Raw genomic sequence first — 18533 nt, 5'->3', positions numbered from 1 at the left:
AGTCAGGCATTTTATATAGTAGTTAGCGGGACAAGAGTGTCTCAGACATAGATCCGTTCTTTTTTATTATTCTGAATGATTCATTTTCAAAATATCCCTCACTACAAATTCAACTTCTACTTCGCCCGCTTTCTTAAACACTAAAGTTGCTTTACGACGTTCTTCAGGCTTTAGCTGCTCAGTTAACGTAACAAACATCAGGTGGTAGGAACCTGGCTTAAGCTCTACTGTTTCCCCTGCTGGAACAAGTAGACCCCCGTCCAATTCAGCCATTTTCATCACCCCATCAGCCATTGACACCTCATGTATTTCAAATGCTTCTGAAAATGTGGTCTCTCCCGATATGAGGGTATCATCTTCTGAACCATTATTAATAATTGTCATAAAACCGCCGCCGACAGATGCTAAAGGGGGGGTACTTCGGGCGTATGGCGAGTCTACGATTAAATCTCCAACCTTATAGGGCTCTGCTAATACAGTATTGTTCAGAAGCACGAAAAATAGACACGTTAAGTAGTATTTCATTGTTGTTTCCTAAGTTTAAATTTCGAAGCGATTCTACCAACTTGCTAGCGCCATGTAATTGACACTCGTTTTCAACATTTTTTGATATCTACTCAACAGCCGGTGCTCGGTGCCACAACTCTGTTTGTGATCATACTGTTTTTTGTTATACCGTTTGTGGTATGTAAATTCGTTAAAAACACCTCAAATTCATAGCATGAATAACTACCGATAAAGGTTAAAGATCATTGAGGCATTCCTTGGCCAATAAAAAAGTCCGGTTTAACTTTAATTATTGGTCTGTCAAAGAGTAAAAGCAGTAGAGGAAGGCTTACAATCCTTCAAGGTATTGACTTGCGAGGACGAGCTCCTCATCGCTCATTTCCCGATACCTTCTCTTTTCAGGAGGAGGTGTTTTAGCAAAATATAGTGCTGGGTTTACTTTACGATGCTCAGGTGTATAACGATAGTGCCCTGTTATCGGGAATCGGAATAAAATGTCTTCAATTTTAGGACCCTCACCGATGTTATGGGAAATCATAAAACGATTTGGATCAGATGCTGAGGGTATATTTACTACAACACCAATATGCGGAAAATTTGGACCTACCATCCAAGTTACTAAATCACCCGGTTTATAATCAAGTGGGTCTAGTGAGCGCGGCAACTCAGCCTTATGACGTGTAAAAAACGCCTGCAAATTATAAACACGGCGATGATCGATGTTTGGATCGGGCTGTTTCAGCCCCCACTCAGCGAAGCTAGGGTAGGCATAAAAGTCCTTACTAATATCATTATAGACTTCAGATTGCAGATCAATTCCTAAGCTACGATACGAACGAATTACAACATCGGTACACACACCAATAGATGCGGGTACATCCCCCCAAGGATAAGCAATTTTAATATATTTCCCATCGTATCGAACGCCTTGCGTGGTGCGTTCAATCGCTGCGCTTGAGAGGGCATATCCAAAGGAATTATCAAGGTCAAGATTTTGAATCAGTCTCTCAAGTGAGGCTCTTTCAGCACTAGGTTGTTGGTAGCTTACATTGCCAATCGTTGGTTGTGTTGGTGAAAAATAAGCGGTTTGATTCGCAAAGCTAGTCAAGCTGCTTACAGGGGAAGCATGCGCTGATTTTGCTGAATAAACAGCTAGAACAAGAATGGCAACGACAGAGATTGTAACGTTATTAAAACTTATTAATATTTTCATTTATTTCCTTAGCGATTTTTCAGGTTCCCCTTTTCGCTACCCTTGGTTCCTCATGCCCACACCTAGATTATTGTGTTCGGTTATTCAGAGTGAAATGAGTGGTTAGATTTATGGTTATCACAAGCATCACCGATTATGTGTCAACTATAATCAGATCTGACTTATCGTGCGCTGAATTAATCAGCTCCTTAGGTCTTGGAGGCTTATTGCTTTCATCGATTACAAGGCACTTCGGATAGCTTCTGTGATTTCTTCGGCTGGTGTACCATGCGCTTTTGAAACCACAAATTTACCGTCTCTACCTATAATGAACGTTGCCGAAGTGTGATCAATTGTGTAACTTGATTCGGAGCTACCTGCAACCTTAATAAAGTAAGTTCCATAGCGTCTGGCTACTCTTTCGACTTGTTCAAGCGTTCCTGTTATTCCACTGAAGTTTTCATGAAAATATTCAGCGTACTGCTTGAGATTCTCATCAGTATCACGCTCTGGGTCCAGACTGATAAAAAGCCCTTTCACATCAGCAACTTCTTCTGCGGATAAACTTTTCATCGCCGAACCAATAATTGCAAGTGAGGTCGGGCAGACATCGGGGCAAGATGCAAAACCAAAATACAGCACCACGACATTATCTTTAAAATCACTTAATGATACGGGTTTACCACCTTCGCGTTGAAGTGTGAATTCGCCGCCAAACTCTTTGCCAGCAATGGGGGTTTGTTTTCCAGCTGGCAGCTTGTGCTTGCTGAAGTATTGCTGAGCAAAAACCAATCCGCCAATAAAGGCGATGATCGAGATGATATGGGGTAATTTATTCATGAGGATACTCGTAAAATATTAGGCATGTTAATCATCAGAGGAAGGAGATTATTCTATTTTTGCTAAACGTCGCCAAACGATGAAAGATAGAAGTAGAAATATACCCAGAAGGGCAACGCTAAACACTCCCCAATTGTCATTAACAACATAACCTATGCTTTCACCAAATAAATACCCTGAACCAACCAATATAGAAGTCCAAAGTGCTGCAGAAGCTGCGTTTAGTGCCGTGAAGCGACGCCAGGAAATGTTCGTCAAGCCAATCGGCAAAGCACCGACAGTGCGTAAGCCTTTAGGGTATCGATACAAAAAAATATAGGCCACACCATAACGATCAAACAGCTTCTTCGCTTTTTTAAAAGCGTTTGAAAAACGAGGTCGTGATTCAATGGCAACAGCTCCGTAATGGCGTATAGCGAAAAAGCGTGCTTCATCCCCCAAATATCCACCGGCAAAGACTGAGGCTGCAACCCAGCTCACATCTAATGCGCCAGCTTGAGCTGCATAACCCGCAAACAAAGGAAGTGCACCACTTTTCAAAGCACAATAAGCAAAAAGAAGGCTATAGCTGAGTACGCCATAATCACGTATAAAATCTAGAAACGTTTCGATGTTTGAATACCTTTTTTGTGGTTAAGCTTACCGCTTTGTTACTTGCTCAGTTCTGCGCCGTCAGGTGTTGCAAAGCTGTTAACCACTAGCAGTATAGCGCCTAAGGTAATCGCAATATCTGCACCATTAAATATTGCAAAGTGACCATCGCTCAGGAAAAACACGTCTAAATTGGTGTAAAGATCAATAAAATCAGTCACTCTGCCACTAACTAATCTGTCAAGCCCATTACCAAGAGCGCCACCCAAGACTAAAGCCAGAGAAATAGCAGTCCAAAACTCGTTTTTATCCAGTTTTCTTAGCCAGTAAATGATGTAACCACTGACTACAAAAGATATGACAACTAAAAACCAACGTTGCCAGCCACTTTGGTCCCCTAGAAAGCTAAATGCTGCACCATAATTGTAGGCTAGTGTAAAATTTAGATGAGGTAAAATAGCCTCAGGTACTCTCTCATCAAGATGAGCGACAGCCATCCACTTACTGAGCTGGTCCAGTATAAGCACTACGATGGAAACCCATATCCACTTAAGCATGCTGATGTGTCTCTTTAGTGATAATTATCCTTTCTCTTAAGTGACTATTCATGTGACCTCTAAAGAATTATTTAAAAAGTAAAAAACAGGCAAATCAATAACCGCACAATGCAAATTGTTGCAACATTAAACCTGATGATGAGGCTTACTCAATTATCATTTCCCGATGCTCAGAAATGCACTTCCCATGATCAGCTAACGAACTTAAAACATAACATTCGCTTATGTGACCATCACCATTACAGTGGTTAGTAATTCTTATCAATTCAGCTTCTAATCCCTGTAAACTGGCAATTCTAGCTTGGGTTCGAATTAGTTGTTTGTGAGCAATCTTATTTGCATCAGCACAAACTTTGTCTGGTAGCTGACTAAGCTCAATTAATTTCCTAATCGCTTCAATTGAGAACCCCAAATCTCGTGCATGTCGGATGAAACATAGTCGATCCAGCTCAGTATTGCTGTAGCGTCTTTGATTTCCTTCGGTGCGAACCACCGGATCAATCAACCCGATTTGTTCGTAGTATCGAATAGTTGGTACTTTTACACCGGTTTTTTTGGAGAGTGAACCAATAGAAAACATAAAATACCCTTTGATGTTCTGTTGATTAGAGGCAATAGAAGACTAGTTCGTGAAACGTGTCCAATAGTACTTAGGATCATCTTTAGTCATTTTCCAATAAAGCTCGCCAGAATTTCTCCATGGATCTAGCAACATACCCTCTCGGACGCCTTTTCCTTTGGCAGTAACAACCAGTGAATTGTGCTCGTTGAAGCGTCTGCGATTAGCCGTTCCATGAAAGAAATCAAAACTTTTCCAATTTCGGGCCTGGATATGTTTGGCCATATCTCGTGTCCATTGCCAGCATAATCCATCTTCTCGATAACCATAGTTAACCAGTACATTATGTAAGTAAGGCGGTTTAACCAACTTGTATTTATTGGCCAGAACCTTAGGATAGCCTACAGATTCATGTGCCAATAGTTTGGCTTCAGCAGGATCGATATTTGATCCCAGTTTCATTAGAGCTTTGGTAACGTCCGCTATTTCTTTAGCGGACTTAGTGTCCATTTTAGTAAATATAGTCCGCTTAGTATCTGGATCTAGTTTCACATTGTCATACCTGACTGAACAGCCTGAAAGTAATAGGATTGACAGTATTGAAAATGCTAATAGGTATCGTTTGTATAAAGTGTTAATCATAAAATTATTCCTTAGTTAAAACACCTCAATCTCATTAATCAGTTTTAATTTAGATTGACAATGGCTTGGCAGAACATAGTAGTTTCCTGAAAGATATCTACAAATTTGAAATGCTTTTGGTGTTTAAAACGGTAGTAAGCAGTGCTGAGAAATCGTTAGCGTTCATGAAGCCAACAGCGCGATATTGTCGCATCTCATTTTCTTGTGGTGGAAAGAAGAGAATCGCTGGTGGCCCAAATATGCCAAAACGTTTCAACAGTGCCTGGTCTGTTACATCATTCTTGGTCACATCTGCTTGGAGCAGGGTGAAACGAGACATCAACTTGGCAACGCCTGGATCGTGAAATGTACTTTGCTCCATTTCTATACAACTGACACACCAATCTGCGTAGAAGTCCAAAATTACAGGCTTTTTCAGCCGCCCTGCTGCTTTTAACTTTGCATCAAGCTCTTCTGAGGACTTAATCCGTGTAAACGCAGGCTTTTCAACGAAGCCTGGAGAGTTTTGAGGCGCAGCTCTAAATGGTAGGGATGACAGGAGTTGATTGATATCATTCACACCTGAAGCCGTACTCCAAATTAGCGCTATTCCTAAAGACATTGATATTAGGCTCGTAGCGCTACTGATAAGCATCACGCTTCGGTTAGTGGCTCGTCCAAAATACATTAGCGCGAAAGCTACACCTAACAACAACAGTGCCCAAAGCAACATATTTACAGTGGTCGGCAAAATTCGGCTTAGTAACCAAATAGCAACCGCCAAAAGACCAACACCGAACCCAGCTTTTACAACCTGCATCCAAGGGCCAGCGCGGGGAACCCATCGACCCGCTGTTGTGCCGATAACCAGCAATGGCAAGCCCATGCCCAATCCCAGTACAAATAACGTTAATCCTCCAAAAACCATATCACCTGTCAGTGTGATGTAGGTCAATATGCCAATCAGGGGGGCAGCTACACAGGGCCCGACAATCAGTGCCGACAAACCGCCCATTACAGAAACGCCAATAAATTGACCTCCCCGCTGGCGCTGACTTATGTTTGTCAGCCAGTTCTGCCAAGCTACAGGAAGCTGGAGCTCGAAAACACCGAACATGGGAAGTGATAAGAACACAAACAACGCACTAAACGTTATCAGTACTGCAGGGTGCTGGAACACTGCCTGCAGGTTTGCACCTGATGCAACCGCTAACACACCGATTAACGAATACGTCAGCGCCATCGCCAACACATAAGCAAGGGATAATGAAAATGCCTTTCCCTGGGTAATGGCTTTATCGGCGGTGATAATTCCGGATAGAATAGGGATCATGGGGAGAACACACGGAGTAAAAGCCAATAGCACACCTAAGACGAAAAAAAGTGGTAACGACCAGACGCCGTTTGCCGCCAGAAAGTTGGCCAGGCGATCTTGTTCGCTCACGTAACCTAACGGAGAGTTTTTACCATCAGCTTGATTGTTTGCCGCCGATTCATCGCTAATTCCACTTGGTGAAATATCAACAGAGAACACTTTATTTTGGGGGGGATAACACACACCTACATCCGCACAACCTTGATACCCAACACGAAGCATTAACGGAGACGTTTGACCTTTTTCGATAAAGACTGGAATCGTAATCCTCACCTGTTTCCGATAGATTTTCATGTCGCCATAGAAAGCATCAGAATAGTCGCTACCTTCTGGAAAGTTGGGTTGCCCGAGCGTCAGGCCAACCGAATCAGTCGCAAATGTAAATTTATCCTTGTAGAGATAACAACAATCCCTGATGGCAAAAAAGACCTCTATCAGCTCCCCACCGATCAAAGAAACGCTTCCGCTATAGGCTTTATCGGGTGGAAGTATTCCCTGATCATCCGAACCTCCTCCAAATCCTAAAAAACCGGCAGATTGTAAAAGCCCCATAGAACCAGCGGTGTCATTAGCTATCAGTGAAGAGCTAGAAATATTAGGTTGTGTTTCTCCTAACACAGATTGAAGAGTGTTGAGTGATGGATTGTCCGGCGATGATTGGGCATGAGAAACACCCACGGTCAACAACACTAGCAGCAGAAGAACTTGGCTCCATCTAAAAACCGAAGCGAAGTCTTGTATAAACTGAAGGTGTTTTGGATTTTCAACACATTTATCTGTTGATTTGTTTCTCATAGTGAACTCAAATATTTTATTGAGATTGGCAGTGAATTCATTAAACACTTAGGGCGAAATAGTGCCTAGTGTTAACGCTTTTTTAAGCGCCATAAATTAAGGAGTAACCGAGTTTAAGCAGCCAAAACGTGTTTTTTAAATAGACGTAATGTGCTTAGAAGATTCAGGCAAAGGTGGGGGGTCTTAAAAGGCGTGAATAGGTACTAGGTGCACGCCATAAATGATAATCCGATTCAAAGGTGAGTCGGTGAGGGGCATTGAAAGTGGAAATATCCGTCATTAGTGCTGCTGAACTACAGTTAACACTACAGTTGTGATGTTCATCACAAATATCATTTGGCGAGTTTTGTGATTGGCCGTGCTCTGACGATATACTTAGTATTTCTGCATGGCCACTGCTAACAGACATGTGTTCTTTCTGCATTGTCGTTTCTTCCATCATGCTAGACGCCATTACGGACATGTCTAACATTACTACTGATCCTGCAATGGCGTTTACATTGAAGGAAATAAGTAATAGGAAAATGAGACAGTAATATTTCATAAGAAGAATAGTGTATATTTTTATTTTTATTGTCAACAAGCATCTGATTAATATGCACTTGACCGAAGACTCGCTCCGATATAATGAAAAATTATTAAAGGAAATTGCTTTATACCGTGAGAGCCACATGTCGTCAAATAATAAAAAATAGTAGCAAAAGCCGATTTGCTGAGAGAACAAACCTTTATTTCTTACCTTTGTTGGGATAGACCCAAATCAGGCATCAGAACACAATTCCTTTTCAGGGGAACTACAACACCCGGAAGCTAGCAATCTTGGCTTCGAGTAACGCTTTGCCATTGTGCGGAAGGAATCCAAAGCACCAACCCCTCTCTTAAAACAACCTTAGCGGCGATTCTGTGGTTCTCAGTACCCATTTGGCCTTTTATATAGGCTAAGGTGGTGTTGACGCCTCACCAGCTAAATAATAATTTTCTCGACTTCATCCAGTGACATAGCATCATTCGTGCGGTCATAAAGTTTGGTTGTTCTCGGTGACTCATGGGCTGCCATTTGTTGTGCTTTCTCAAGTGTACCGTTGTTACTCAAGTAAGTAGTTATCCCCGTACCTCTAAACGTGTGGTTACATATTTTAGTTCTGATACCTGCTGCTGTTGCTCTACGTTGAACCATCTGCCAGCCATAGGTTTGTAGCATTGGGTTCGCTGTCATTATTCTTTTACGCCCACCTTGAAAGGTTCGGAATAGGGGGGTTTTAGCTTGATCACGAATGCCTGCCGCGTCCAGATACTCATCCAAGTATTGTTCTAATGTATGATGAGCAGGCATTTCATGACGTTTGCCGCCTTTTTCATGCAACCTTACCCACCAACGTTTCCCAACAGGGTGATAATCTTTCACCTTCATCGAGGTCACTGCTGTCACTCTGCCGAAGGTATAAACCATCACAGCAATCAAGGCACGATCTCTTAAACCAATCAGAGTATCTGTCGGAATGCTATCAAATAACTGCCGGGTTTCTTCTGGAGTCAGAATGGGCGTTTTTCCTCGTTTTTTAGTATTAACCAATCCTTACTTGGTTCTTTCACTTATCAGGTATTTTCGATCTCTGCTCTATGTCGCATTAAGTACCTTTGTGCTGAACTTCCCTATACCAGCTGTGAGCGCATGTTTCGTCCGGAGCCGCGGGGTACCAGTTGTGGTGTTTTCGAATAACGACGGCTGTGTTATCGCCCTTAGCAACGAAACCAAAGCGCTTGGCAGACCTATTCCAAAGCCAAAAAACAATTAAAGCAGCACGATGTCACGGTGTTTTCGTCTAACGACCCGTTATATGGTGACTTATCCCAGCGCGTCATGGATGTGCTCTCTACCTTTGCGCCACGTATCGAAGCCTATTCTATCGATGAGGCTTTCCTTAATTTTGAGGGCTTTGAGGCTTCCAGTACTTAACCGTGTGTAAGTTGTTCTTCTTGCGCATGTTGTAGAGTTTGTACCCGGGCACTATAGCTCGGATCACGTATCCAAAATACTAGTTTGTCCAGTAAGCCATTTAGCAGCTCCAGCTCGCTATCCTGCAACGGTTCAAACAGGGCTTTTTCAGCTTCAGCCGATAGCTTTCGACCGTGTTCGCAAGCAGCCTTACCTGTTTCTGTTGTAAACAAGCCAAATCGACGGGCATCAGTTGCACTGTTCACCCGGTAGATGAGTTCCCGTTTGATTAAAGTACGAATTTGGCGTGATACCAAGCTGCGATCCAGCCCGGTAATACGGTTAATCTCATTGAAGGCAATACCACCGTGCTCATCGATCATGCGCAGCACCCGATACTCACGAATGGTGCAGCCGATGCTCTCTACAAACAGGGGGTCATTGAGACGGATGGACTCGCCGACCAGTACATCCAGACGATGAGTCATAGCACTGTTTTGAAAAATGGTGTTGAGATCCATACTCATACTGATTGTGACTTCTACCAATAAGTTTAATTACATCAATTGTATCAAATCACAAAAAAATGTGCTATTAAATATAGTCTCATTATGAGAATGTATTTAATAGAAACTTTATGGGAAAGGAAATGCGTCGGTGATTGCAAAGCTTATTCGTCAACGTATTGCCGTTTAGTACACCGTTTAGTCTTATTTCCTTAGGAGGAATTATGAACATGCGCGTCACGTTTAAACAAACCGTATTATCTACGGCACTACTGGCAGGCAGCTTGCTGACTACCACGTTACAGGCCGCTGAAACACTGAATATGTCAATTTGGGTGCCACCGACACACTTCGTTTATAAAGACATTCTGAAGCCCTGGGCAGATGATATTGCAAAGGTAACGGATGGCCGTGTTGAGGTTAGAATCTTACCAAAAGCCGTTGGTTCGCCGCCTAAGCATTGGGAATTAGCGCGTAAAGGGGTTGCGGATATTACTTGGGGTAATTTTACCTATGAACCGGATCGTTTTAAATCAATTTGGTTTTCTGAGTTTCCATCTTCCGGGCGTGATGTTAAAGCGCAATCCATCGCTTTGTGGAACAGCTATGAAAAACATTTAAAGGCTGATAAAGCATATGGCGGTGTCAAAATGCTGGGTGTTTCTTTGTTTGGTGGTGGACACATGCATCATGGCAGCAAAGATATTGTTGAGCCGGCTGACATGGAAGGTCAGAAATTCCGCATGGGTGGGCCTATCCAGCAAGTGCTGATTGAAGATCTGGGCGGTATACCTGTTTCGGCACCAGCGACCAAGGCTTATGAGATGTTAGAGAGTAAGGTCATTGATGGCTCTCTGCACCCCATTGAGTCGGTGGTTAATTTCCGTCTGGACGGCGTACTCAAGCATCACACCATTTTCGAAAAAGGCCTCTATGATGCCAGTTTCTTCTTGATTATGAACCAAAAGAAATGGAATAAGCTCAGCGAGACAGATCAGAAAGCCATCGAAGAAATTTCCGGTGCAGCATTTGCGGCACGTTGGGGTGAAGTGTTCAATCAGCAGCACATTGATGCTGAAAAGAAGCTGCGTGATGAAGGCCATACTTTTAGCGAACCTTCAGAAGCCTTGGTTGCAAAAGTAGCAGCAATCCGCGAGAAAATGATTGCTGACTGGGAAGTGGTTGCTAAAGAAAACGGCATTGCTGATCCAAAAGCCTTATTAGCTGACTTTGAAGCTGATTATGAAGCGCTGAAAGGCAAGTAAACAAACTAAATCCCTCCCTCGTTTCCTTTTGCTGCTTTCCAAAGAGGCAGAGTATAAAAGGGGACACTTTGTCGGCAAGGTTATTAACCTTGCCAGTTAAACTCCTTTCCCTTCTTGTTACAGGAGAGGTTGGGGGGGAGGATTTTTCTTTTGGAGGGTGCCACTCATGGCCAAACGTTTTTTGAACATTATTGTACCTTTTCTTGAATATTTGCTGATGTTTTTCCTGCTGGTTATGGTGGCAATCAACTTCGCCGATGTCATGGGCAGACACCTGTTTAATCACCCCATTTATGGCATCCATGATCTGACCGAACATTTAATGGCGCTGGTCGTATTTTGTGGCCTGCCATTGGTGACTATCGCGGGTATGCACCTCACCATTGATATATTAGATGCCTTTCTGGATAAGCCCTCCATGCAATGGTGGCGGCATATTGTCATCCTGCTGATGGTGGTCATCTTATTACTGGTGGCGTGGACGTTCCTGCAATCGGCTCTGGAAGCGGCTGATATTAGTGATGTCAGTAATGAACTGCGCTTACCGCGAGGGCCATTGTACCTGTTTATCGCTATCTCAGCCTTACTGAGTGCGCTGGGACTTTTTTACCAACATTACATGGCAGCTGAGCCATTGATTGAGAAACCTGACGAAGAGGGCGCACTATGACTATCGGCGTAATGGCAATTATTGCGGTGCTGATTCTGGCATTCCTGCGTATCCCTTTAGGTTTTGCATTATTAACAGTATCACTGGCCGGTCTGACCATGTTGATGGGCTTCGATGTGGCGCTGACACTGCTACCGATGACCATTTCCGAAGCGGTGCTGTCCTATGAGTTGGCGGTGGTGCCGATGTTCATTCTGATGGGTAATGTAATTTCACGCACTGGTATTTCCCACGATTTGTTTCGCTCAGCAAACGCCTTTTTCGGTCATGTGCGGGGCGGTCTTGCGCTATCGACAATGGTGGCCTGTGCGGGTTTTAGCGCGGTGTGTGGTTCCAGCTATGCGACTGCCGCCACGATGTCGAAAGTCGCTTACCCCAGTATGCGCGAGCACGGTTATTCAGAAGAGCTATCGACTGCAACCATTGCAGCCGGTGGAACTCTCGGCATTCTGATTCCACCTTCTATTATTCTGGTGATTTACGGCATTCTTACCCAGACCAATATTGGTGATTTATTTATCGCAGGCGTTGTTCCCGGCATTCTCGGCTTAGTGATGTACATGCTGGCTATTTATCTGGTGAGTCTGTCGCGGCCGGACAGTGCTCCGGCGGGTGAACGTACCGACTGGAAAGGTCGTCTGGCATCACTGAAAGGCGTATGGTCTTTTCTTTTTATCTTCGCGCTGATTATTGGCGGCCTGTACATGAAGTGGTTTTCACCGACTGAGGCCGCTGGTATTGGTGCGGGTATTGCCTTAACTATCGCGACCCTGTCCGGAAAAATGAGTATCCCGGTGCTGAAGGACGTTCTGCTGGATACCGCACGTACCTCGATTATCTTGTACACAGTGCTTTTCGGTGCTTTGCTATTTTCAAAGCTGATTTCTTACTCCGGGCTGGCTGACGGCATTCTGGAAATGGTGTCTGCACAGGGTATTTCCGGTCTGATGTTGATGCTGATGATTATTATGGTGTTCCTGCTGTTGGGCTGCGTGATGGATTCACTGGCCATTATCCTGATCTTCGTACCGTTGTTTGCTCCCCTGATTGACGCACAAGGCTATGACTTGGTCTGGTTCGGGATTGTCGTGGTGGTGGCCACCGAAATTGCGTTGATTACACCGCCTCTGGGGATGAATGTATTTGTCCTGCGGGCGACCCTGCCGGAAGTTCAGCTGACGACAATCTTTAAAGGGCTTGTGCCTTTTATTGGCATGGATCTGCTGCGGTTGGCGCTTCTGACGACCTTTCCGGCTATTACGCTGTGGTTAGTGAAACTATCGTCGGGGTAGGCATAACGTTGTTTACATAGACCAGTACAATCAATAATAAAGGAATAGTTAAACCATGAACAACATCGTTACCCAACTACAGGGTGACTTCGACCTGATGAAAAGCTGGTTCGAACATTTACACCGTCATCCTGAACTATCAATGCAGGAAGCAAAATCCGCACAATACATCGCTGAAATATTACGTAGCTTTGGTGAGTATGAGGTCGAAACTGATATTGGTGAATACGGCATTGTTGCGTCACTGAAAGTAGGCGACAGCGATAAAGTGATCGGATTACGTGCTGATTTTGATGCGCTGCCGATCCAGGAAGATAATGATCTCGATTATGCATCGGAAACTCCAAAGGTCGCGCATCTGTGCGGCCACGATGCACACTCCACCATGCTGTTGGCGGCGGCTAAATACCTCGCTGAGAAGAAAAGTTTTAATGGTACGGTACGGCTGATTTTCCAACCGGCAGAAGAAACGATGCAAGGTGCTCCGGCGATGATCGAGGACGGCCTGTTTGAGCGGTTCCCGGTCGATGCTATCTTCGGTATGCACAATATGCCGGGGTTAGAGGCAGGCAAACTCTACTTCACCGAAGGCGATACGATGGCCGCCGTGGACAACTGGGAAGTTGAAATCACCGGTAAGGGTGGTCACGGTTCGACCCCCGAACATACTATTGATCCAATCGTTGCCGGTTCATCACTAGTCATGGCATTACAGACGATCGTGTCACGAAATATTGCCCCGGAACATAAAGCAGTCGTTACGGTCGGAGCATTTCAATCTGGTCAGGCGGCGAACGTGATTGCCCATACTGCAATCCTACGTCTTTCAATACGCACCACGACACCTGAAGACCGTGAAATGGTCAATCACAATATTCGTCGTTTGATCCGGCAACAGTGCGAGTCTTTCGGTTGCACCTCCGAAATTCGCGAAGGTGTGCCGGGTGCTGTATTGACCAATGACCCAACTGAAACACGCAGAGCTGCTCAAATTGCCCGCGAAGCCTTCGGTGATGATCATGTGTTTGAGGGTGGCCCTTCTTATCTTGGTTCTGAGGACTTCGCCTTTATGCTGCAAAAGGTGCGGGGCACGTATTGCTTCCTCGGTAATGGTGATGGCCAGTTTGTTCACCACCCGAAGTATATATTCAATAAAGAAATCTTGCCGATGGGTGCTGCTTATTGGGTGGCGCTGGCTGAGGGTTATCTGGTGTAGGGTTTGAATGGAAGCAATAACAAGCTGGAGGTTATTCCGGTGGCCGAACCTGCGACATTAGTAAACTACCCATAACCGCCAGCACACTAAAAAATAGTAAGGCCCAACTCCAGTTATGCTGGTGATATTCGATGAGTTGACTGAGGAGTATCGGGCCTAATACCTGGCCGGTGGTTGCGCCCTGAAAGACCATGGCAACGCTGGGACCGATTTGTACCGGGCTGGAGGTGTAAGTCGGTGCAACGGCCATGAGCACAGTGGGCACTGCCCCTGCCAAGGTGGTGAAAATGACAAAGCCAATGTATTGCACCCAAAAAGGCAGGCTGGTGAGAAATGAACATCCGCCAATCAGGGTGGGGATGACGAAAGCCATTAACAGCAATTTGCGTGTCGCATAACCCCGCTTAACCAATAGACCACTGCTAAGATTACCGATCATCGTGCCGAACATAGCGAATGTTAAGAAATAGGCTCCCTGACGTAAACTAATGTCGTGGGTTTCATACCAGAATGTGGGTGCAAATGAAGTGGCTGCCAGATAAGCCATGGAAAAACAGGTCATGCTTAAGGTCAGTAGCCATGAATTACGATGGAATAGACCCCGGAATTCAGCCCGGCTGATACGCGGGGCACGGTCACCTGCAGTCCCTATCTTGAATACGGCGATGCCTAATACCAGTGCCCAGGCTAATGACAGCCATGAGGTTACCGACCAAACCAAGCGCCAACCGGACAAGCTAACCAGTAAGGGTGACAGTAATAACATCAATATTACCCCTACCGGCAACCAGATTGTCCAGAGTGTAATGGCAATGGCCATGTCTTCAGGTAAGGCGACTTTAGCTAACAGGGCAGGGCCGGTGACTGCGATCATGACAAAGCCTAAACTTTCAGTCACCCGCCCTGAGAGTAAAGCCGGAAAGGACCCGGCATTCGCACTGATCAGGCCGCCGGCTCCCATCATTAATAAAGCCAGTACTGCTAAGCGGTAATTACCGACCTGAGTCGCCAGTACCGACATTAATAAACACAGGAACATCGCGGCCAGACTAAAACCCGAAACGACCCAGCCGACATTGACTAGGCTTAGTCCTAATTCCTGCTGAATCAGCGGTATAACCGGAGCCACCTTACCAATATTCGTCGCTGCTGTGATGCCCGCAAAAACGATAATCAGAACGAGCGACCAGTTTGTTTTATTAACGGTCATCAGTGCTTTACGGTCTTCTCTGGATGATAAGTTGTTTATTGCTTAACAGGATGAATCAAACACCCAAATAACCAGTCAGCTCAGGGTCATTGGTAATCTTGTCTGCCTCACCCTGTAACACTAGCTGTCCTTTTTGCATCACCACTGCCCGGTCGCTATTGGCCAGCACTTTATGATAATTGCGATCCACAATCAGCGTAGCCATCCCGCTGGAACGGATTTCACCGACCACCCGCCAGATCTCATTCACAATCATCGGTGCCAAACCCTCAGTCGCTTCATCCAGAATAACCAGTTCCGGATGGGTCATTAGCGCCCGACCAATAGACAGCATCTGTTGTTCACCACCGGAAAGCTGCCCACCCAGATTGGTTTCCCGTTCCTTCAGGCGCGGAAAGGTCTGCATAATGCGCTCATAGCTCCACTCCTGTTCACCGCGTTTATTGGGGCGGGCGGCCATTACCAGATTTTCCCGCACACTCAAATTAGGGAATACGCCCCGACCTTCCGGCACATAGGCCACGCCTGAGCGGGCTACTTCATGCGGTCTAGCTTTAGACATATCCTTGCCAAAAAAGCTGATATGGCCAGTGCGCTGTTTCACATGGCCTAGCAGGGTGCGGATTAGTGTACTTTTGCCCATGCCGTTACGGCCCAGCAAACCAACGGTTTCACCCCGGTTGATTTGTAGATCAATACCATGCAGGATGTGGCTGGAACCATACCAGGCATGGATTTCGCGGGCATCAATAATGTGTTCAGATGACGACATTTAATGTTCTCCCAGATAGGCTGTTTGTACATCCGGATTGCTGCGGATATTCGCGGGTGTGTCCGTGGCAATGACTTTGCCATTCACCATCACCGTAATACGATCCGCAATGCGGAATACGGCATCCATATCATGCTCCACCAACAAAATGGCATGATCCTGTTTCAGTTGTTCCAATAACGCTAACATCCGTTCCGTTTCTTCAGCCCCCATGCCAGCCAGTGGCTCATCTAACAGCAATACTTGAGGATGTGTCGACAGACACATCGCGACTTCCAGCTGGCGTTTCTGCCCGTGCGATAGCGGCCCGGCGATGCTATTACTTACATCGTCCAGTCCGGCCTGAAGGATAGCGTTACTGGCATTGGTTGTACTTATTTGGCATTGTTGTGCGTTGTTCCACCATACCCAAGGGCGTTGTATCTGCGCCTGAGCGGCCAGGCGACAATTCTCGGATACTGTGAAATCAGGGTAAATGGTGTTGCGCTGATAACTGCGTCCCAGCCCGCCACGCGCCCGGCGCGGTTGTGACCAGCGGGTGACATCATTGCCCAGTAAGGTCACCTGACCTTCAGTTGGTTTCAGTTCACCGGAGAGTATATTGATGAGTGTCGATTTGCCTGCACCATTGGTACCAATGACGGCGTGGACTGTGCCGCGCTCGATTTCAAGTGAGACATCATCCAGCGCAGTGAGGCCTCCCCAGCGTTGCGTAATATGTTGTCCGCTTAATAAGGTTTCATGCTGATTCATTTTATTCTCCTAACCGGCTTGCGTGCCAAACAAACGTTTCTGAACTAACTCGGGCAGGCCGACTAAGCCTTTCGGTAACAGGGCTACGCTAATAATGATGGTCAGGCCCAACCCCAGATGCCAGTGTTCGGCAAAGTCCCCGAAGATTTCCGCAGATTTGAAAAATTCCTGTAAAAACACAAAGACAAATGCACCAATCATCGCGCCGTGTAAATGCCCCAGACCGCCAAGGATAATCATCACCAGCAAAGCACCGGATAAGTGCCAGCTCAGCATTTCCGGATTGACAAAGCCATCCTGAACAGCAAACAGGAATCCGGCCATACCTGCAATGCCTCCGGAAGTAACAAAAGCGGCCAGTTTATAGGGATAGGTCGAAAAACCTGAAGCCAGCATGCGCTGTTCGTTAATACGGATACCTGCCAATGCGCGGCCTAAATGTGAGCGCAGCAGGATGGCGAGAAACACAAAAGTCCAGACCAGAAATAATAGGGTGAAAAAGTAAAGAATGACGGGGTTACTGAGATCCAGCCAGGTTTCTTCACCTGGTGTGAAATACATATAGATGCCATCCGAACCCCCACCCAGCGAGGTATCGTGCACCACGTAATAGGCCATTTGTGCAAAGGCCAGCGTGACCATAATAAAATAGACACCTTTGGTACGCAGCGACAGTGCGCCGACGAACAAGGCATAAGTTGCAGCTAGTACTACACAGGCAGGCAACAGAAACCAGACTGAAGCGGGACCATCCTCCGGTGACAGTAAAATAGCAGCATAAGCACCAATGCCAAAAAAAGCCGCCTGACCAAAACAGACCAATCCGGTACTGCCCACCAACAGTTCAAGACTAAGGGCCAGAATCGCGTAAATCATGATTTTGTTCACCAGTGTGATACTGTATTCGCCGCCTACAAGTGGGTAGAGTGCCAGCGCCAAAAAGAACAGACCGACAAACAGCGTTTTACCTTTTTCTTTATAAATCATCGTTTATCCCGCCTTAAACAGACCATTAGGTTTCCACAATAGAATTAAAGCCATTAGCACGTAAACTAATACGCCGGAGGCTTCCGGTAACAACACCTTGCCAAAGGTGTCGACCAGACCAATCAATAACGCTGCGAAAAATGCACCCCGAATCGAACCGATACCACCTATGACCACCACGACAAAACAGATGATCAGCACCTGATTACCCATGCCGGGATAAATGGAGGATACGGGTGCTGAAATCATGCCCGCGAATGCGGCAATGGCGACACCGGCAGCAAACACCACGCGATACAGAAATTTAATGTCGATACCCAGTGACTGCACCATTTCCCGGTTGACACTACCGGCACGAATCATCATGCCCAGCCGTGTACGGGTAAAAACGAGATACATACCCAACGCTAATAGCAGACAAACCGCAGATACAAATAGGCGGTAGACCGGATAGGTCATGACATCACCCAGCGCTATTGAACCTGATAAAATATCTGGCACTGAAACACCATAGACATCATCGCCCACCAGTAAACTACGGACTTCTTCAAACACCAGAATCAGGCCATAGGTCATTAATACCTGTTGCAAATGCTCCCGGTCATAAAGAAAACTGAAGAATGCCCATTCCAGCAGATAACCTAGAATGACCGCCAGCACCAACCCCACCAGCAGGGTGAGAAAGAAGTTTCCACCGACCAGCGGGGCCAGCGCATAGGCCATGTAAGCACCAATCATATAGAAGCTGCCATGTGCCAGATTGATCACTCCCATAATGCCGAAAATCAGCGTCAATCCCATCGCCACCAAGTACAACAGCAGGCCGTACTGGAGTGAGTTCAGGAGTTGTATCAGGAAAACGGATAAATCCATGTGGTATACCTTTTGG

19 protein-coding genes and 1 pseudogene are annotated in these 18533 nt (G+C 45.7%); 5 read left to right on the top strand and 15 right to left on the bottom strand.

Annotation, left to right across the window (positions count from 1 at the left end; translation table 11 throughout):
- Positions 1-66: 66 nt before the first annotated feature.
- The 9 genes from DKW60_RS16685 to DKW60_RS16645 all read right to left on the bottom strand — a co-directional run bounded on the left by DKW60_RS16685 (position 67) and on the right by DKW60_RS16645 (position 8610).
- The gene (locus DKW60_RS16685) at positions 67-525 is read right to left on the bottom strand and encodes a copper chaperone PCu(A)C (protein WP_109838801.1); all 459 of its coding nucleotides are present in this window, start codon (positions 523-525) and stop codon (positions 67-69) included.
- A gap of 310 nt (positions 526-835) precedes the next feature.
- The gene (locus tag DKW60_RS16680) at positions 836-1720 is read right to left on the bottom strand and encodes a DUF1287 domain-containing protein (RefSeq protein WP_109838800.1); all 885 of its coding nucleotides are present in this window, start codon (positions 1718-1720) and stop codon (positions 836-838) included.
- A 219-nt stretch (positions 1721-1939) separates the two neighbouring features.
- Complete coding sequence (locus DKW60_RS16675; protein WP_109838799.1) at positions 1940-2539, bottom strand: SCO family protein; 600 nt, start codon at positions 2537-2539, stop codon at positions 1940-1942.
- A gap of 48 nt (positions 2540-2587) precedes the next feature.
- Complete coding sequence (locus tag DKW60_RS16670; protein ID WP_219988797.1) at positions 2588-3058, bottom strand: DedA family protein; 471 nt, start codon at positions 3056-3058, stop codon at positions 2588-2590.
- 131 nt (positions 3059-3189) lie between these two features.
- The gene (lspA, locus tag DKW60_RS16665; RefSeq protein WP_109838797.1) at positions 3190-3687 is read right to left on the bottom strand and encodes a signal peptidase II; all 498 of its coding nucleotides are present in this window, start codon (positions 3685-3687) and stop codon (positions 3190-3192) included.
- A gap of 145 nt (positions 3688-3832) precedes the next feature.
- Positions 3833-4267 (bottom strand): MerR family transcriptional regulator, encoded by a 435-nt coding sequence (locus tag DKW60_RS16660; protein WP_109838796.1) that lies wholly within the window; start codon positions 4265-4267, stop codon positions 3833-3835.
- Between the two features lie 42 nt (positions 4268-4309).
- Positions 4310-4756 carry a hypothetical protein gene (locus DKW60_RS16655; protein WP_146203504.1) on the bottom strand — a complete coding sequence of 149 codons (447 nt, stop codon included), beginning with the start codon at positions 4754-4756 and terminating at the stop codon, positions 4310-4312.
- Positions 4757-4985: 229 nt separating this feature from the next.
- The gene (dsbD, locus tag DKW60_RS16650; protein ID WP_109838794.1) at positions 4986-7037 is read right to left on the bottom strand and encodes a protein-disulfide reductase DsbD; all 2052 of its coding nucleotides are present in this window, start codon (positions 7035-7037) and stop codon (positions 4986-4988) included.
- A 964-nt stretch (positions 7038-8001) separates the two neighbouring features.
- Positions 8002-8610: a tyrosine-type recombinase/integrase gene (locus DKW60_RS16645; protein ID WP_109838793.1), complete on the bottom strand. Its 609-nt coding sequence runs from the start codon at positions 8608-8610 to the stop codon at positions 8002-8004.
- Between the two features lie 204 nt (positions 8611-8814).
- On the opposite strand from DKW60_RS16645, the pseudogene DKW60_RS24095 reads away from it, so the two are divergent.
- Positions 8815-8994 (top strand): annotated as a pseudogene (locus DKW60_RS24095) (Y-family DNA polymerase); the annotation flags it as partial.
- Here the strand turns inward: DKW60_RS24095 and DKW60_RS16635 are convergent.
- Positions 8991-9500: a MarR family winged helix-turn-helix transcriptional regulator gene (locus DKW60_RS16635; RefSeq protein WP_109838792.1), complete on the bottom strand. Its 510-nt coding sequence runs from the start codon at positions 9498-9500 to the stop codon at positions 8991-8993. The pseudogene DKW60_RS24095 and the gene DKW60_RS16635 overlap by 4 nt on opposite strands.
- Before the next feature lie 203 nt (positions 9501-9703).
- Between DKW60_RS16635 and DKW60_RS16630 the strand changes: the two genes are divergently transcribed.
- The 4 genes from DKW60_RS16630 to DKW60_RS16615 all read left to right on the top strand — a co-directional run bounded on the left by DKW60_RS16630 (position 9704) and on the right by DKW60_RS16615 (position 13922).
- Entirely contained in the window at positions 9704-10744 is a 1041-nt protein-coding gene (locus tag DKW60_RS16630) for a TRAP transporter substrate-binding protein (RefSeq protein ID WP_219988796.1), read from the top strand.
- A gap of 166 nt (positions 10745-10910) precedes the next feature.
- Positions 10911-11414, top strand: coding sequence for a TRAP transporter small permease (locus tag DKW60_RS16625; RefSeq protein ID WP_109838791.1), 504 nt, complete (start codon positions 10911-10913; stop codon positions 11412-11414).
- A complete protein-coding gene (locus tag DKW60_RS16620; RefSeq protein WP_109838790.1) occupies positions 11411-12706 on the top strand; it encodes a TRAP transporter large permease in 1296 nt (431 codons plus the stop codon). Before DKW60_RS16625 ends, DKW60_RS16620 begins: the two co-directional genes overlap by 4 nt.
- A 55-nt stretch (positions 12707-12761) precedes the next feature.
- Positions 12762-13922: a M20 aminoacylase family protein gene (locus DKW60_RS16615; protein ID WP_109838789.1), complete on the top strand. Its 1161-nt coding sequence runs from the start codon at positions 12762-12764 to the stop codon at positions 13920-13922.
- A 31-nt stretch (positions 13923-13953) separates the two neighbouring features.
- On the opposite strand, the gene DKW60_RS16610 is transcribed toward DKW60_RS16615, so the two are convergent.
- From DKW60_RS16610 to DKW60_RS16590, 5 genes are read right to left on the bottom strand one after another with little or no spacing between them, the layout of a single operon-like run.
- Positions 13954-15132, bottom strand: coding sequence for an MFS transporter (locus tag DKW60_RS16610; protein ID WP_109838788.1), 1179 nt, complete (start codon positions 15130-15132; stop codon positions 13954-13956).
- A gap of 55 nt (positions 15133-15187) precedes the next feature.
- A complete protein-coding gene (locus tag DKW60_RS16605) occupies positions 15188-15904 on the bottom strand; it encodes an ABC transporter ATP-binding protein (protein ID WP_109838787.1) in 717 nt (238 codons plus the stop codon).
- The gene (locus DKW60_RS16600; protein ID WP_109838786.1) at positions 15905-16657 is read right to left on the bottom strand and encodes an ABC transporter ATP-binding protein; all 753 of its coding nucleotides are present in this window, start codon (positions 16655-16657) and stop codon (positions 15905-15907) included. It lies immediately after the preceding gene.
- 9 nt (positions 16658-16666) lie between these two features.
- Positions 16667-17644 (bottom strand): branched-chain amino acid ABC transporter permease, encoded by a 978-nt coding sequence (locus DKW60_RS16595; protein ID WP_109838785.1) that lies wholly within the window; start codon positions 17642-17644, stop codon positions 16667-16669.
- Between the two features lie 3 nt (positions 17645-17647).
- The gene (locus DKW60_RS16590; protein WP_109838784.1) at positions 17648-18517 is read right to left on the bottom strand and encodes a branched-chain amino acid ABC transporter permease; all 870 of its coding nucleotides are present in this window, start codon (positions 18515-18517) and stop codon (positions 17648-17650) included.
- Positions 18518-18533 lie beyond the last annotated feature (16 nt).

The organism is Leucothrix pacifica, assembly GCF_003172875.1.
Lineage (GTDB): Bacteria > Pseudomonadota > Gammaproteobacteria > Thiotrichales > Thiotrichaceae > Leucothrix > Leucothrix pacifica.
This window is presented reverse-complemented; position numbering and strand designations above follow the sequence as displayed.

What these genes read in the sequence shown, in the direction of transcription:
- DKW60_RS16685 (WP_109838801.1), bottom strand. Translation starts at nt 525, where the DNA reads ATGAAATACTACTTAACGTGTCTATTTTTCGTGCTTCTGAACAATACT.
- DKW60_RS16680 (WP_109838800.1), bottom strand. Translation starts at nt 1,720, where the DNA reads ATGAAAATATTAATAAGTTTTAATAACGTTACAATCTCTGTCGTTGCC.
- DKW60_RS16675 (WP_109838799.1), bottom strand. Translation starts at nt 2,539, where the DNA reads ATGAATAAATTACCCCATATCATCTCGATCATCGCCTTTATTGGCGGA.
- lspA (WP_109838797.1), bottom strand. Translation starts at nt 3,687, where the DNA reads ATGCTTAAGTGGATATGGGTTTCCATCGTAGTGCTTATACTGGACCAG.
- DKW60_RS16660 (WP_109838796.1), bottom strand. Translation starts at nt 4,267, where the DNA reads ATGTTTTCTATTGGTTCACTCTCCAAAAAAACCGGTGTAAAAGTACCA.
- DKW60_RS16655 (WP_146203504.1), bottom strand. Translation starts at nt 4,756, where the DNA reads ATGGACACTAAGTCCGCTAAAGAAATAGCGGACGTTACCAAAGCTCTA.
- dsbD (WP_109838794.1), bottom strand. Translation starts at nt 7,037, where the DNA reads ATGAGAAACAAATCAACAGATAAATGTGTTGAAAATCCAAAACACCTT.
- DKW60_RS16635 (WP_109838792.1), bottom strand. Translation starts at nt 9,500, where the DNA reads ATGAGTATGGATCTCAACACCATTTTTCAAAACAGTGCTATGACTCAT.
- DKW60_RS16630 (WP_219988796.1), top strand. Translation starts at nt 9,704, where the DNA reads ATGAACATGCGCGTCACGTTTAAACAAACCGTATTATCTACGGCACTA.
- DKW60_RS16625 (WP_109838791.1), top strand. Translation starts at nt 10,911, where the DNA reads ATGGCCAAACGTTTTTTGAACATTATTGTACCTTTTCTTGAATATTTG.
- DKW60_RS16620 (WP_109838790.1), top strand. Translation starts at nt 11,411, where the DNA reads ATGACTATCGGCGTAATGGCAATTATTGCGGTGCTGATTCTGGCATTC.
- DKW60_RS16615 (WP_109838789.1), top strand. Translation starts at nt 12,762, where the DNA reads ATGAACAACATCGTTACCCAACTACAGGGTGACTTCGACCTGATGAAA.
- DKW60_RS16610 (WP_109838788.1), bottom strand. Translation starts at nt 15,132, where the DNA reads ATGACCGTTAATAAAACAAACTGGTCGCTCGTTCTGATTATCGTTTTT.
- DKW60_RS16605 (WP_109838787.1), bottom strand. Translation starts at nt 15,904, where the DNA reads ATGTCGTCATCTGAACACATTATTGATGCCCGCGAAATCCATGCCTGG.
- DKW60_RS16600 (WP_109838786.1), bottom strand. Translation starts at nt 16,657, where the DNA reads ATGAATCAGCATGAAACCTTATTAAGCGGACAACATATTACGCAACGC.
- DKW60_RS16595 (WP_109838785.1), bottom strand. Translation starts at nt 17,644, where the DNA reads ATGATTTATAAAGAAAAAGGTAAAACGCTGTTTGTCGGTCTGTTCTTT.
- DKW60_RS16590 (WP_109838784.1), bottom strand. Translation starts at nt 18,517, where the DNA reads ATGGATTTATCCGTTTTCCTGATACAACTCCTGAACTCACTCCAGTAC.